Consider the following 13,792-nt stretch of genomic DNA (forward strand, 5'->3'; position numbering starts at 1 on the left):
AACCGCAGTGAAGGACAGCCCAGATGACCGACACGATCCCCGACCCGGCCACCACCGAGGGCGCCGCGCGCTGCCCGTACGGGTACGACCGGCTGCCCTCCCCCGTCCCGTTGTACGGGCCGGAGTACAAGAGCGACCCGTACCCGCTGTACCGGCGGATGCGCGAGGCCGGACCGGTGCACCGGGTGGAGTTCCCCAGCGGCATCCACGCCTGGCTGGTCACCGGCTACCAGGCCGCCCACACGGCCCTCAACGACCCCCGCCTCGGCAAGAACCACGCCCTGGGCAACGACAATTGGCGCCGGCTCGCGTCGATCATGCCCGAGCCCCAGCACTCCCAGCTCCAGGTGCACCTGCTCCACCAGGACCCGCCCAAGCACACCTCGATGCGCCGGCTCGTCCTGGACGCCTTCGCCCCGCGCCGGGTGGAGTCGCTGCGCCCCCGGCTGCAGGAGCTGGCGGACGCCCTGGTGGACCGGCTGCCCGAGACCGGCGGCGCCGACCTGGTGGCCGGGTTCGCGGCCCACTACCCCTTCCAGGTGCTCGCCGAAGTCATCGGCCTCCCCGCCGAGTTGGCCGACCGCTTCGACCGCGACTGGGGCAAGGTGGTCCAGCCGGTCGGCCCGCAGGACCCCGGCCGTCCGGCGTACGAGGCACGGCTGCGCGGCCTGCAGACGTACATCGCCGACGTCGTCACCCGCAAGCGGAGCGACTGCCGGGAGCCCGGCTGGGAGGAGTCCGAGGACCTGCTCGGCCGGCTCGTCGCCGCCCACGACGCGGGCGAGTTGAGCCGCGAGGAGCTCGACTCCATGGTGTTCCAGCTGCTGGTCGCCGGCCAGGAGCCGGTCACCAACCAGATCACCACCATGCTGATCACCCTGCTGCGCCACCCCGAGCAGCTCGACCGCCTGCGCGGGGGCCTCGACGAGCCCGGACTGCTCGCCCGGGCGGTGGAGGAACTGCTGCGCCACGACGCCGCGTTCGAGCTGACCACCTGGCGGTTCTTCACCGAGGACAGCGACCTGTTCGGCACCACCGTCCCGGCCGGCGACTCGGTGATCGTCTCGCTCTGCGCCGCCAACCGCGACGGGGAGCGGTTCCCCGAGGCCGACCGCCTCGACCTCGACCGCTCCCCCAACGCCCACCTCGCCTTCGGCCACGGCATCCACTACTGCCCCGGCGCGGCGCTGGCCCGGGCCGAACTCGGGATCGCCGTCGGCACCCTGCTCTCCCGCCTGTCCGGCCTGCGTCCGGCAGAGGCCCCGGGCGACGGCCTGGCGGACCTCACCTGGATCCCCGCCGTCCTGGCCCGCGGCGTCAACCGGCTGCCCGTCGCCTACGACCGGCGCCGCTGACCCGCCCAACGCGCCGCCCGGCACCGCAGCACCGAGGGCGCCCCAGCAACACAACACCCCGGCACCGACCCCGGCTCCGCCTGCCCGAAGCCCGTACCGCATCACATCCGTGGAGGATCCGCCATGCCGCCCGTCGGCACCGCCATCGCCCCGAGCCCCAGCGCCAGCCCCACCACCCCGGCTCCCGTCACCGGGCCCGGGGACCACCCCGCGGCCGAGCGGCTCGCCGCCCGCATCCTCGGCCTGCTGCTGCCGCACCGCCGCGCCTCCGACCCGGAGTTCGAGGCCCGGCCGGAGCACTTCCCGCTCCAGCTCGCGCAGGTGGCGGCCTTCGTCGCCGCCGGTGAGCCGATCGTGTTCACCCTGCCCGGCTTCCCGTGCAAGTCACCGAACCCCGCGAAGGTGCTCGGCCACCTGCCCGACGAGGGCGAACGGCTGTCTCTGACCTTCCTCGACCGGCTCTGCGCCGAGATAGGCCGCCTCCACGAGCCCGGGGCCCGGATCCTGATCTGCTCCGACGGTCACGTCTTCGGCGACCTGATCAACGTCCCGGACGACCACATCGACGCGTACTCCGACGAGTTGACCGCGATGATCGCCCGCGAGGGCCTGGACCACCTCGACACCTTCGACCTGCGGGACGTCCTCGGCGACCTCCCGTACGACGACAAGCGCGCCCGGGTGCACGAGGAGTACGCCCCCACCGTCGAGGAGCTGCGCGAGCAGGTGCTGACCGAGGAGGAGACCCTGCGGCTCTACCGCGGCATCACCCGCTTCCTCACCGAGGACACCGTCGGCTTCCCCGGCACCCGCTCGGCCCTGCAACGGGAGTGCCGACGCCGCGCCTACGGGGTGATCCAGCGCAGCCGTGCCTGGGGCGAGTTGATCGCCGAGCACCACCCCCGGGCGGTCCGGCTCTCCATCCACCCGCAGCCGGCCGGGGTGGCGAAGTTCGGCATCCGGCTGCTGGCCGCGGCCGACGTCTGGACCACACCCTGGCACTCCTCGGTGCTCCACCGGGAGGACGGGACCTGGGAGTTGCTGCGCAGCGAGGAGGCCGGTCGGCTCGGCCGGCTGGTGCTGCGCGACGGCCGGCCGAGCCACTACGAGAGCCACCCGCAGGGCCACTGAGGGGAAGCCCCCCTGGGGAAAGCCACAGGGCGGGGCCGGAGACCGGCCTACCGCTCCGCCGCGGGGACCACCGCACCGACCGGAGTGCGGTGGTCGAAGGCGATCAACGGATCGCCGGTGAGCGGGTGTTCGACCACCGCGGCCCGTACCCCGAAGACCTCCGCCAGCAGTTCGGCGGTCAGCACCTCGCGCGGCTTCCCGGAGGCGACCAGGGCGCCGCGGTGCAGGACGTGCAGCCGGTCGCAGACCGAGGCCGCGGCGTTGAGGTCGTGCAGGGCCACCAACGTGGTGCGGCGCTGTTCCCGCAGCAGGGCCAGGAGTTCGACCTGATGGCGGACGTCCAGGTGGTTGGTCGGCTCGTCCAGCACCAGGACGGCCGGCTGCTGCGCGAGCGCGCGGGCCAGCAGCACCCGCTGGCGTTCGCCGCCGGACAGCTGGGAGAACCGGCGGTCGGCGGCCGCCGCCATCCCCACCCGGGCCAGCGCCCCGGCGGTGATCCGGTGGTCCTCGGCGTCGTCGGCGGCGAAGGCCCGCTTGTACGGGGTACGGCCCATCGCGACCACCTCGCGCACGGTCAACTCGAAGTCCCCACCGCGTTCCTGGGGCAGCGCCCCGATGTGCCGGGCGGACTGCGCGGGCCGCAGCTCCGCGAGGTCCTGCCCGGCCAGCAGCACCCGCCCGGCGCTCGGCCGCAGGTGCCGGTAGACGGTGCGCAGCAGACTGGACTTGCCGCTCCCGTTGGGCCCGACCAGTCCGGCGATCTCCCCCTCCTCGGCGACCAGGTGGACCCCGGCCAGCACGGTCCGCCCGGCCAGGGCGACGCTCAAGTCCTCGACGGCGATCCTCAACTGCGCTCCAGACGTCGGTCCAGCAGGTAGAGCAGGGTGGGGGCGCCGAGCACGGCGGTGACCACGCCGATCGGCAGTTCCTGGCCGTCCAGGGCGGTCCGGGCGACCGTGTCGACGACGACCAGCAGCAGGGCCCCGGTCAGCGCGGACAGCGGCAGCAGGCGCCGGTGGTCGCCGCCGAGGAGCAGTCGGCACACGTGCGGCACCATCAGCCCGACGAAGCCGATCGCCCCGGAGACGGCGACCAGGACCCCGGTGAGCACGCTGGTGACGACGAAGACCTCGCGGCGCAGCCGGGCGACGTCCACGCCGAGCCCGGCCGCCGTCTCGTCGCCCATCAGCATCGCGTTGAGCCCCCGGGCGCGGGCCTGGAGCAGAGCGAGACCGAGCGCCACGGCGACGGCGGGGACGGCGAGTTGGGCCCAGACGGCGCCGCCGAGGCTGCCCATGAGCCAGAACAGCACGCCCCGGGTCTGCTGCTCGTCGCGGGTCTGCAGGACGAGGTAGCTGGTGATGCCGCCGAGGAACTGGGCGATGCCGATGCCGGCGAGCACCAGGCGCAGCGGGGAGAAGCCGCCGCCGCGCCGGGCCATCAGCCACACCAGCGAGAACGCGGCGAGCGCGCCGGCGAACGCCGCCAGGGAGACGGTGAGGCCGAGCGCGCTGCCGAAGGAGAGCTGGAGTCCGAAGGTGGTGCCGAGCACGATCGCGGCGACCGCGCCCAGGGAGGCGCCGGAGGAGATGCCGAGCAGGTACGGGTCGGCCAGCGGGTTGCGGACCAGGGCCTGGACGGCGGTGCCGACCAGGCCGAGCCCGGCGCCCACCACTCCCGCCAACAGGGCGCGCGGGACGCGTAGTTGCCAGACGATGAGGTCGCGGGTGCCGGCTTCGGGGGTCTGCCCGGTCAGCCGGCGGGCGACCACCGACCAGACCTCGCCGGGCGGGATGTCCACCGACCCGAGCGAGACGGCCGCGGTCAGCGCGAGCACCAGGGCGACGGCGAGGGCGGCGGCCAGCGGCCCGGCCCGCAGCATGCGGGCCGGGCGCGGGCTGTCGACCGCCTCGACGTGATCGACCGACGTGGACGTCACGGACTACTGCCCGTTCTTGACGAGGTCGGGGTGGACGGTCGCGGCGATCTGCCGGACGGCGTCGGCGTTGCGCACGCCCGCGATGGTGGTCACCTCGGAGCCGAGCCGGACGAAGTGCCCCTCCTGGACGGCCTTCAGGCCCTGGGTCGCGGGAAAGCTCCTCAGGAACGCCTCGGCGTCGTCGAAGGCCTTGCGGGTGGCCTCCTCGCTGCCCCGGTTGCGGACCGCGAGCTGGATCCAGTCCGGGTTCTTGGCGACGACGTCCTCCCAGGAGCCCGGCTTGAAGTCGGCGTCGCAGTCGGCGAACACGTTGCGCGCCCCGGCCTGGGTGATCACGGCGTTGGCGACCTGCCGCCCGCACACCGCCACCGGCTGCTTGGTCCCGGCGTCGAAGTCGAAGACGAAGTAGCTCGGCCGCTGCCCCTCCGGGACGCCGGCGAGCGCGGTGCGGACCTCACCTATCCGCTTCTCCATCCCGGTCACCAGCTCCTCCGCGCGGGCCGCCGTGCCGGTGACCGCTCCGAGCCGGCGGATGTCGTCCTCGACCCCGGCGAGGTCGGTGCGCGGCGCCTTGGCGGCCTTCGGGGTGCCGGCGCAGGCGGTGGAGAGCAGGAAGACGTGCTGGATGCCGGCCGCCGCGTACTCCTCCTCGCTCGGCCCGGTGGCGCCGCCGCCCATCATCGGCATCGCGCTGAAGGTGTCGACGTAGAGGTCGGCACCGGAGCCCAGCAGCTTCTCCTTGGGGATCACCTTGTCCCCCAGCACCGGGACCTTGCCGCCCTGGTCGGCGAGGTCCGCGGGCAGGGTGCCCTTGCCGGGCGGGAAGCCGGTGCCGATCACCCGGTCACCCGCGCCCAGCCGGAGCAGCATCTCCAGGCTCGACGCGTTGCTGGTGACGATCTTCGCCGGTGCCTTGGCGATGACGGTCTCCTTGCCCGCGCAGTCGGCGACCTTGACCGGGTAGGCACCGGCCGGCGCGGCCTGGGCGGTGACGGAGGAACCCTGGCCACCCCCGCCACCGCTTCCGCAGGCCGTGGCGAACAGGGCGACGGCGGCCGCGATTCCGCAGACAACGCGTGGGCGCATGACAACTCTCCTGGTGGGTGATCCGTGCTCGGGCCCGTGCTGCGGACCCGGACCAGGTAGTCGGACGGCCCGGGCGGTGGGTTCCGGCGGATCCCGGCGGATTCTTGTCCGGCACCGGCGGGCTCACAGCGGATTCACGACCGGCCCCCGGGCGGATTCACGGCGGACATAGGCTGGCCGGATGGCCGACCCCACCACCGCGCGCGACGATCTCGACCTTCCCGTCCGGCTCGGGCCGCACCCGCCCCGCCGGGTGGTCTCGCTGGTGCCCTCGCTGACCGAGGCGGTCGCCGCCACCGCCCCCGAGCTGCTGGTCGGCGCCACCGACTGGTGCAGCCACCCCGCCGACCTGGCCGTCACCCGGATCGGCGGCACCAAGAACCCGGACGTCCCGGCCGTCCTCGCGCTCGGACCCGACCTCGTCATCGCCAACGACGAGGAGAACCGGCGCCCCGACCTGGACGCGCTGCGGGCGGCCGGCGTCCCGGTCTGGGTCACCGACATCCGCACCCTGGACGACGCCTTCGGCTCGCTGCACCGGCTGCTGACCCTCGCCTGCCGACTGCCGCGCCCCGCCTGGTTGGACGAGGCGGAGGCGGCCTGGGCACCGGCCGCGCCGGAGAAGGGGACGGGAGCGGGACCGGGGGCGGGCACAGGGACAGGCACGGGGACAGGCACGGGCCCCCGGGCGATCGTGCCGATCTGGCGCCGCCCCTGGATGGTGCTCGGCCACGACACCTTCGCCGGGGACCTGCTGCGCCGTCTCGGCCTGCACCTCGTCCACGCCGACCACCCCGAGCGCTACCCCGCCGTCCCGCTGCCCGAACTGCTCTCCGTCCGACCGGATCTGGTGGTGCTGCCGGACGAGCCGTACCGCTTCACCGCCGAGGACGGCCCGGAGGCGTTCCCGGGCACCCCGGTCGCCCTGGTCAGCGGACGGCACCTGACCTGGTACGGACCGTCCCTGGTCACCGCACCGGCCGTCCTTCGGCAGGCGCTCGACCACCCGTTCGTACGGGGCGGAACCAGCACCTCATAGGATGACCGCCACTCACCGGGCCCACCGGTGACGAGGGGGGACCACACATGAGAGCCAGCACCACCCGGCGGACACTGACCCTGGTGTCGGCCGCCGCCGTGTCGACCGCCGTCCTGACGGGCTGCGGCACCCAGCACGCCGACCGGCACCAGGGCGCGGGGCCGGGCACCACCACGGTGGCCGCGAGCACCCCGTCCACCGAGAGCCCGAGCGCGACACCGTCCGCGACCGCGACCGACACCGCGAGCCCGAGCGCCCCGGCGAGCGCCAGCCCGAGCGCGACCGCGAGCCCCGGCGCCCCGCAGAGCCCGAGTGCCGGCGCGGGCAAGTCCGGAAAGGCCACGCCGAGCACCCAGCCCGGCACCGCCGCCAGGGCCGGCGGCAACCCGCCCGCCGGGGTGCCCACCCAGCCTCCGGTCGCCAAGCCCGTCATCGCGGCCCCGGTGCCGACCGCCAAGCCCGGCCCCGTCGCACCCCCGCCGCCGCCCGCGCCGCCGACCCCGCACGTGCCGCCACTGCAGAGCGGCTGCCAGCCCAGCAAGCCCCGGCCGGACGAACCCAAGGAAGCCGTCGCGGCCGCCCTCACCGCGGCCGCCGGCCAGTCCCGGACGCTCAAGCTCGCCAGCGGCGGCACCGACCGGCTCCCGCCGCTGCCCGTCAACCTGGTCAAGGCGATCGCCTGGCAGGAGAGCGGCTGGCAGTCCGGCATCCTCGCCTGTGACGGCGGCATCGGCACCATGCAGGTCATGCCGAACACCATCAGCTGGATGAACGGCAAGTACGGCACCACCTCGGACGCCACCACGCTCACCGGCAACGTCCAGCTCGGCACCCAACTGCTCGACTGGCTCGTCGCCTACTACGGCGACTCCTCCTTCGGCGGCGGCTACGACCTCTCCCCCGACCCGGCCACCGGCAAGACGCCCCTGCTCGACCTGGTCATCTCCGCGTACAACGCGGGCGCGGGAAACGTGCACTACAACGCCGTCACCGACCCGGCCACCGGCCAGGTCGTCGGCAGCCTGGACATCCCCAACCCCGGGTACGTCGCCAACGTGAAGGCGCTGATGTCCGGCCAGCCCTGGAACAAGGCGGGCTGACCGGAGCCCCCGGAACGCGACCGGGCCCGGGACGCACGATCGCGTCCCGGGCCCGGTCGGTCAGGCGATGTCCCCGTCAGCCGCGCGCGGCGGTGACGGCGGCGCCCAGCGCCTCCTTGATCCGGGGGCCGAGCCGGGCGAAGCCCAGCTCCTTCATGGCCGCCCGCAGCAGCTCCTCGTCACTCCGCTCGACCCCGTCGCCGTCCAGCCACCGCACGACGGCGAGCAGCTCGTCGGCCGAGTAGGCGGTCACGGGGCGACCGGGCGTGAAGTCCGGCTTCGCGGGACGGGCAGCGGACTCGGGCTCGACGGCGGGGGCCTCGGGCTCGACGGCGGGGGCCTCGGGCTCGACGGCGGGCTCGGGCTCGACCTCGGCAACCGGCTCGGCGGACTCCTCCGGGACGACCTCGGCCTCGACAGCGGGGGCCTCCACCTCAACGGCGACGGCCTCGAGCTCGGGCTCGACAGCCGGGGTCTCCGTCACGGCGGTCGGCTGCTCGACCTCGCCGGCAGGCTCCTCGACAACGGGCTCGGCCACCGGCTCAACGGCAACGCTGTCCTCAGTGGCCACGGCCTCCTCGGCGACGAGTTCCTCGGCGGCAGGCTCCTCGGTCACGGCCTCGATCTCGGCCTCGACAGCGGTCTCCTCGACCGCGACCTCGGCAACCGGCTCAACGTCAGCGGGCTCGTCGACGACCACGGTCTCGACCGCCTCGGCAGCAGCCTCCTCGGCCTCGGCCGGCTCCACCTCGGCAGCGGGCTCGTCCGTCTCGACGGCGGGCTCCTCGACCACGACGACCGGCTCGGCCTCCTCGGCCAGGGCGGCGGTCGCGACGGCGACCAGGTCGTCGGCGGCCGGGGAGGGCGCCGGGAGGGAGACCACGGCGGCCGGGGCCTCGACCTCGGTCAGCTCCTCCACCGCGGGCGGCTCGACATCAGCGGCGTCCGTGTCGGCCTCCGGGCCCGACACCAGCTCGGTCTCGGCCGACGTCTCGACCGCTTCGTCGACCTCAAGCTCGGCCTCAACCTCAGGCTCGACCTCGACGACGGCCTCGGCCTCGTCGGCCTCAACAGCCGGAGCCTCCACCGAAGCCGGAGCCTCCTCGACGAGCCCGTCCCGCTGCCCACCGGCCAGCGCCTGACGCGCCGCGGCCTCGGCGTCCGACAGGTCGGCGACCGGCTCCTCGGCGACCGGCTCCTCAACGACCGTCTCAGGCACGTCCGACACCGCGACATCGGCACCCGGGGCATCCGACGCCTCAACGTCCGACGTCTCGACGTCCGACGCCTCGACCTCCGACGCCTCGACCTCCGGCTCCTCGGTCACCGGCTCCTCGACGGCGGTCTGCCCCGCCAGCCCGTCGCGCTGCCCGCTCGCCAGTGCCTGGCGGGCCGAGTACGCGGCCTCGGCGGCGCGGCGGTCGGCCTTGGCGGTGGCGAGTTCGGCGAGCAGGTCGCCGAGGCCGGCCTCCTCCAGGGTGGCGCGCAGGCCGCCGATGGTGGGGAGGCGGTAGAGGGTGCCTTCGTCGGCGGCGAGCCGCTCGACGAGGTCGATCAGTTCGGCGAAGGGCAGCCCGTCCAGGTCGTGGTCGGGCAGCAGGCGGGCGAGTTCGCGCAGGCCGGTGCCGATCGCTTCGACGGCCTGGGCGGTGCGCTCGACCAGGGCGCCGTCGGCGGGGGCGACCGGAAGGGTGCCGGCCGGGGCGAGGGCGGCCCAGGCGCGGCGCTCGATCTCGGCGGAGGTGAGGGCCTCGTGCAGGTCCTCGCGGCGGACCCGGCGGTCGGTGGCGAGGGCGGTGGCCTGCTTGCGCAGCGAGCGGCCGCGCAGCCAGGACAGCTTGACGCCGTTCTCGCGGCGCCAGGCGCTGTCGGCGGTGGCGGCGGCGAGGGCGCCGAGGTCGGCGTCGTACGCGGCGGTGGTGAGGGTCGCGGAGGTGCGGTGCACCCGCTGGAGCATCTCGACCAGGAGCGCGGTCTTGGCGACGGTGTCGGGCTCGTCCAGCTTGACCTCGGTGGCCAGGGCGGTGACGGCCTCCCAGGTCTGCTGCAGGTCGCGGCCGCGCAGTTCGGCGAGCGCGGTGGAGGCGGCGCGGGCGTCCTCCGGGGTGGCGACGGTGTCGACGGCCGCGTACCAGGCGTGGGTGTCGGCGGTGAGCGTGAAGGCCCCGAGTTCGGCGTAGCGGCCGAGGTCCTCGCGGAGGTCGGTCTCCGCGGCGGCGTCCTGGGGGTCCTTGACGTCTGCGGCGTCGGCGACGTCCACCGGGTCGGCTGCGTCGGCGTTGCGCGAGTGAAGCACTGTCATGTGAGGTCCGGTTCTGGGCGACGGCGGCGGGGCTGACGACGAGGGACGGCGGACCGGTTGCGCGGGGGTGCCCCTGGGGCGGGGCGAGGGGGCGCGCGGTCGGCCTGCCGGTTGTGGGAGGCCAGAATACGGGTGCCCGTTCGAGCCTTGCACGCACCCACCGCCCCGACGGGCCGGTGTCGTGTGCCATACCGCCCGCCTGGCCGCTACTCGGGGGACCCGCCCGGGTGGTCCGGCGCTGGTCCGGGCGGGTGTCCCGGCCTCCGAACGGTGGACGGACCGGGGCGGGGGCCCGGCCGCCGAGGCCGTTCCAGCGGGACCTCGCGGAGTCCCCGCCGGGGCCGGCCCCGTGGTGGTCGGTGCCCGGCCCGACCGAGGGCGGCAAGGTCGACCGGCGCGAGGTACTCGCCCAGCGCGGTGCGGTGCCACCACGCGCCGGTTTCCCGCAGTTCGCGCCAATCGGTGAACCGGTAGAGGTGGAGGGTCGCCCGGACGTGGGTCGGTGGGGCGTCCGGGAAGGGGTTGTGGCGCAGCAGCCGCAGCGTCGCCGGGTCGCCGGCCAGCAGCCGGGCGACGAAGGGCAGGAACCAGGGGCGGGCGTAGTCGGGCGAGATGCCGGCGAACCACATCAGCCAGTCCAGCCGCAGGTGGTAGGGGGCGTACTGACGCGGGAGGCGGCGCACGTCGCCGGGCTTGCCCTTGAAGCCGTACTCGCGCCAGACCGTTCGCGGGGTGAGGACCGACTCGTCGGTGCCTTCGACGACGACTTCCTGGCGGAGGCGGTTGACGCTGCCGAAGGCGCCGTAGGTGTTGACGAGGTGGAGCCGGTTGAAGGAGCGGTTCATGACCTGGCCGCGGGAGACCATGTTCCGTACCGGCCAGTAGCTGAGCACGAGGACAGCCGCGACCAGCGCGATCACCAGGGCTTCGTACCAGAGCGGGGTGCCGGGGTAGGCGCGGGCGTGGACGGGCAGGCCGAGGCGGGCGGGTTCCACGGCGGCGAGGGCCAGGGCGACGGTGAGCCAGTTGAGCCAGGCGAAGTTGCCGGAGGCGATCAGCCACAGCTGGGTGGCGATGACGGCGCAGGCGGCGTAGCTCGCGACCGGCTGCGGGAGCAGCAGGCAGAGCGGTACGACGAGTTGGACGACGTGGTTGGCGGCCACCTCGACCCGGTGCAGCGGGTCGGGCAGGTGGTGGAAGAACCAGCTGAGCGGCCCGGGCATCGGCTGGGTCTCGTGGTGGTAGCGCAGGCAGGTCAGGTCGCGCCAGCAGCTGTCGCCGCGCAGCTTGATCAGTCCGGCGCCGAACTCGACCCGGAGGACCAGCCAGCGCAGCAGCCACAGCACCGGCGTGGGCGGGGCGGTGTCGGCGTTGCCCAGGAAGGCGGCGAGGAAGCCGGCTTCGAGCAGCAGGGACTCCCAGCCGAAGGAGTACCAGGTCTGCCCCACGTTGACGATGGAGAGGTAGAGGACCCAGAGCACCGCCCAGAGCAGGATCGAGGCCCAGAGCGGGACGGCGTCGCCGAGCCCGGCGGTGACGGCGGCGGCGAGGGCGGCCCCGCCGAGGGCTACGGCGGCGAAGAACCGGTCGCTGTAGTGGAGGTGGAAGAGGCCGGGGGCCTGGCGGAACGGGACCCGGGCGGTGAAACGGGGCACCGGGAGCATGCCGTCCTCGCCGATGAGGGCGCGGAACTGCGCGGCGGCGTTGAGGAATCCGATCAGGTAGAGGGCGGCGAGCAGGCGTTGGACGAGCAGCCGGCTCAGCCAGTAGTCGGGGGCGGCGAACCAGTCCATGCGGCCCATGCCTACCACCGCCGCCCGGCGCGCGGGCCGGGCCGGAGCACGGGCGCCGGACGGTTCACCCACTCGGCCCGCCCGAACTGCGCCGCACCGTACGGCCGGGGCCGCGGCCGGGTGTCGGGGGCGGCGGCCGGGGCCGCAGCCGGGGCCGGGGCACCTGCCGGGCTAGGGCGTGTCTGACAATTCGCGTCGGATCAGCGCGCGGCGTTGGGGTGCGTGCATCGCAAGGCGGAGGAGGGAGTCCATGCGGAGCATCGGCGACCGACGACAACGCGGCGAGGTGCGTGCCCCGGCGTCGCGCGCCCGGCGGGAATTGTCAGACACGCCCTAGTCCGGACAGCGCTGTGGCGGGGAGCCTCTCCTCGGGGGTGAGAGGCGCCCCGCCACGGCGGTGGGCGGTACGGACGCGTCGTGCGGGTCGTGCGGGTCGTGCACGTCGTACGGGGAATGCGGATAGTGCGGGTACTGCGGATCACGCGGGTCGTGCGAGCAATGCGGGTAATACGGGCCAAACGGTAGGAGCGGGCGGTACGGTCGTGGGCCGTCGTGCCGCGCGGGGGCGGCCGGTCGGCGGTTCAGTTCGGCAGGACGAGTCCGGAGCCGCCGGCGATGCCCGGTCGGCCGGTCGTGGTCGCGACGCCGTTCTGCTGCAGCCGGTCGACCAGCAGTGCGGCCAGCGTGCCGAGTTCCTCCTCGGTCCGGGACTGCGCGGTGACGTCCATGCCGACGGTGAGGACACCGTTGACCTGGCCGGTGCGCGCGGTCCGCATCGGGGTGCAGGTGAAGCTGAAGATCTGCTGGATGCGCTGGGCCTCGGGGCGGGTCGGCTGCACCCGGACGTCGTTCAGGACGGTCGCGCGGCCGGTGCGGTAGGCCTCGGCGACGGCCTGCTGGAGGCCGGCCGCGCCGAGCTGGGGGTAGGCCTGGCCGATCGAGCCGTACGCCACCGGGGCGCCGAAGGTGTCGGCGTGCTGGGCGTTGGCGTAGCGGATCTCCTGGCCGGGGCCGTCGGTGAGCATGATGGGGAAGGGGGAGCCGTCGAAGGCGGCGAACATCTCCTGCTGCTGGGCGAGCAGGTTGTCGCGCAGCCGGATCTCGGAGAGCAGCGCCTCGGCGAGGTGCTGGATGTCGCGCAGCCGCTCGCGCCCCCACTGCCGGGGTTCCCGGTCGAGGACGCAGACGGTGCCGATGACGGTGTTGGTGTCGTCGACGAGCGGGGCGCCGAGGTAGGCCCGGACGCCGAGTTCGTCGACGACCGGATTTCCGGCGAACCGGGGGTAGGCGAGGATGTCGTCCAGCGCGAGGGGCGAGCGCTGGGCGACCACGTGCGGGCAGAAGCCGTGGCTCAGCGGCATCTGACGGGTGGGAAGGTCGAACGCGATGCCCCGGTCCGCCCAGGAAGCGCCCTCATCTGTCGCGATCTCGGGCGAGTTTGGCGGAATGTAGAGCCCCCGGAACATCTGGCGCTCGTCGTTGATGAAGTTGACCATCGCGATGGGGGCGCGGGTGATGCTGGCTGCCAGGTGCGCGAAGCGGTCGAAAGCCTCATCGGCGGACGGTTCGTTGAGACCCAGGCTGCGCAGCCTGCGAGTCCGTTCGGACTCCCCGGCAGCACCCGGGAACTGGCCTTGAGTGCTCATCACATCAGTCATGGCGCACATGTAATCAGACATCCGGTCTCTTCGGTGCTACCGGTACCGGCCACCGTCTTTGCCGATGATCAGTCAAAGCCGCATGTGAACGGCCGCTCAGCCGGGTCTCCGGAAGGGGGAAGATCATTTCCCCGTCCATGTCAGCACGAAACCCACCAACCACAAGGACGACCGGGATCACGCCAATCCAAGATCAACTAGCCGTGCGGGGGGTGTTCACATACGACAATGAGCCCTGCCGAAGACACGGACGGTGTTCCTCTCCCTCGGAAAACCGCGCCATGGGTCCGCATGCACCGAAGGCAAGGGAGCGATCGGCCGGCCACATCCCACACCCCCACCGTGTTCCCCTGCGGGGCGGCCGAGCGGCATCTACGGCATGGACGGAG

The 13,792-nt window shown here is 73.9% G+C and carries 10 protein-coding genes; 4 read left to right on the plus strand and 6 right to left on the minus strand.

All coding sequences use genetic code 11. The annotated features are described in order from the left end of the window. Nucleotides 1–23 precede the first annotated feature (23 nt). Nucleotides 24–1,355, plus strand: coding sequence for a cytochrome P450 family protein (locus ACYP53_RS38005; RefSeq protein WP_189913892.1), 1,332 nt, complete (start codon nt 24–26; stop codon nt 1,353–1,355). Nucleotides 1,356–1,478: 123 nt separating this feature from the next. Beyond that, nucleotides 1,479–2,486, plus strand: coding sequence for an L-tyrosine/L-tryptophan isonitrile synthase family protein (locus ACYP53_RS38010; RefSeq protein ID WP_459650739.1), 1,008 nt, complete (start codon nt 1,479–1,481; stop codon nt 2,484–2,486). A 47-nt stretch (nt 2,487–2,533) separates the two neighbouring features. Here ACYP53_RS38010 and ACYP53_RS38015 read toward each other — a convergent pair whose 3' ends face one another. From ACYP53_RS38015 to ACYP53_RS38025, 3 genes are read right to left on the minus strand one after another with little or no spacing between them, the layout of a single operon-like run. After that, entirely contained in the window at nt 2,534–3,334 is an 801-nt protein-coding gene (locus ACYP53_RS38015; RefSeq protein ID WP_189913894.1) for an ABC transporter ATP-binding protein, read from the minus strand. Next, complete coding sequence (locus tag ACYP53_RS38020) at nt 3,331–4,368, minus strand: FecCD family ABC transporter permease (RefSeq protein WP_459650971.1); 1,038 nt, start codon at nt 4,366–4,368, stop codon at nt 3,331–3,333. Before ACYP53_RS38020 ends, ACYP53_RS38015 begins: the two co-directional genes overlap by 4 nt. Before the next feature lie 60 nt (nt 4,369–4,428). Next, complete coding sequence (locus tag ACYP53_RS38025; protein WP_189913895.1) at nt 4,429–5,511, minus strand: ABC transporter substrate-binding protein; 1,083 nt, start codon at nt 5,509–5,511, stop codon at nt 4,429–4,431. A 181-nt stretch (nt 5,512–5,692) separates the two neighbouring features. Between ACYP53_RS38025 and ACYP53_RS38030 the strand changes: the two genes are divergently transcribed. Both ACYP53_RS38030 and ACYP53_RS38035 read left to right on the plus strand, forming a co-directional pair. Beyond that, entirely contained in the window at nt 5,693–6,550 is an 858-nt protein-coding gene (locus ACYP53_RS38030; RefSeq protein WP_459650740.1) for a helical backbone metal receptor, read from the plus strand. A 47-nt stretch (nt 6,551–6,597) separates the two neighbouring features. Continuing rightward, entirely contained in the window at nt 6,598–7,650 is a 1,053-nt protein-coding gene (locus tag ACYP53_RS38035) for a transglycosylase SLT domain-containing protein (RefSeq protein ID WP_459650741.1), read from the plus strand. 76 nt (nt 7,651–7,726) lie between these two features. Here the strand turns inward: ACYP53_RS38035 and ACYP53_RS38040 are convergent, their stop codons facing one another. The 3 genes from ACYP53_RS38040 to ACYP53_RS38050 form a co-directional block, all read right to left on the minus strand. Continuing rightward, a complete protein-coding gene (locus ACYP53_RS38040; protein WP_459650742.1) occupies nt 7,727–9,952 on the minus strand; it encodes a hypothetical protein in 2,226 nt (741 codons plus the stop codon). Between the two features lie 206 nt (nt 9,953–10,158). Further along, entirely contained in the window at nt 10,159–11,745 is a 1,587-nt protein-coding gene (locus ACYP53_RS38045; RefSeq protein ID WP_459650972.1) for a lipase maturation factor family protein, read from the minus strand. Nucleotides 11,746–12,326: 581 nt separating this feature from the next. Further along, nucleotides 12,327–13,403, minus strand: coding sequence for a GAF domain-containing protein (locus ACYP53_RS38050; RefSeq protein WP_189913898.1), 1,077 nt, complete (start codon nt 13,401–13,403; stop codon nt 12,327–12,329). Nucleotides 13,404–13,792 lie beyond the last annotated feature (389 nt).

Source organism: Kitasatospora sp. Ki12 (assembly GCF_054601375.1).

Coding starts and splice junctions, on each gene's coding strand:
- ACYP53_RS38045 (WP_459650972.1), bottom strand. CDS start 11,745: ATGGACTGGTTCGCCGCCCCCGACTACTGGCTGAGCCGGCTGCTCGTC.
- ACYP53_RS38025 (WP_189913895.1), bottom strand. CDS start 5,511: ATGCGCCCACGCGTTGTCTGCGGAATCGCGGCCGCCGTCGCCCTGTTC.
- ACYP53_RS38030 (WP_459650740.1), top strand. CDS start 5,693: ATGGCCGACCCCACCACCGCGCGCGACGATCTCGACCTTCCCGTCCGG.
- ACYP53_RS38020 (WP_459650971.1), bottom strand. CDS start 4,368: ATGCTGCGGGCCGGGCCGCTGGCCGCCGCCCTCGCCGTCGCCCTGGTG.
- ACYP53_RS38010 (WP_459650739.1), top strand. CDS start 1,479: ATGCCGCCCGTCGGCACCGCCATCGCCCCGAGCCCCAGCGCCAGCCCC.
- ACYP53_RS38035 (WP_459650741.1), top strand. CDS start 6,598: ATGAGAGCCAGCACCACCCGGCGGACACTGACCCTGGTGTCGGCCGCC.
- ACYP53_RS38005 (WP_189913892.1), top strand. CDS start 24: ATGACCGACACGATCCCCGACCCGGCCACCACCGAGGGCGCCGCGCGC.
- ACYP53_RS38050 (WP_189913898.1), bottom strand. CDS start 13,403: ATGACTGATGTGATGAGCACTCAAGGCCAGTTCCCGGGTGCTGCCGGG.
- ACYP53_RS38040 (WP_459650742.1), bottom strand. CDS start 9,952: ATGACAGTGCTTCACTCGCGCAACGCCGACGCAGCCGACCCGGTGGAC.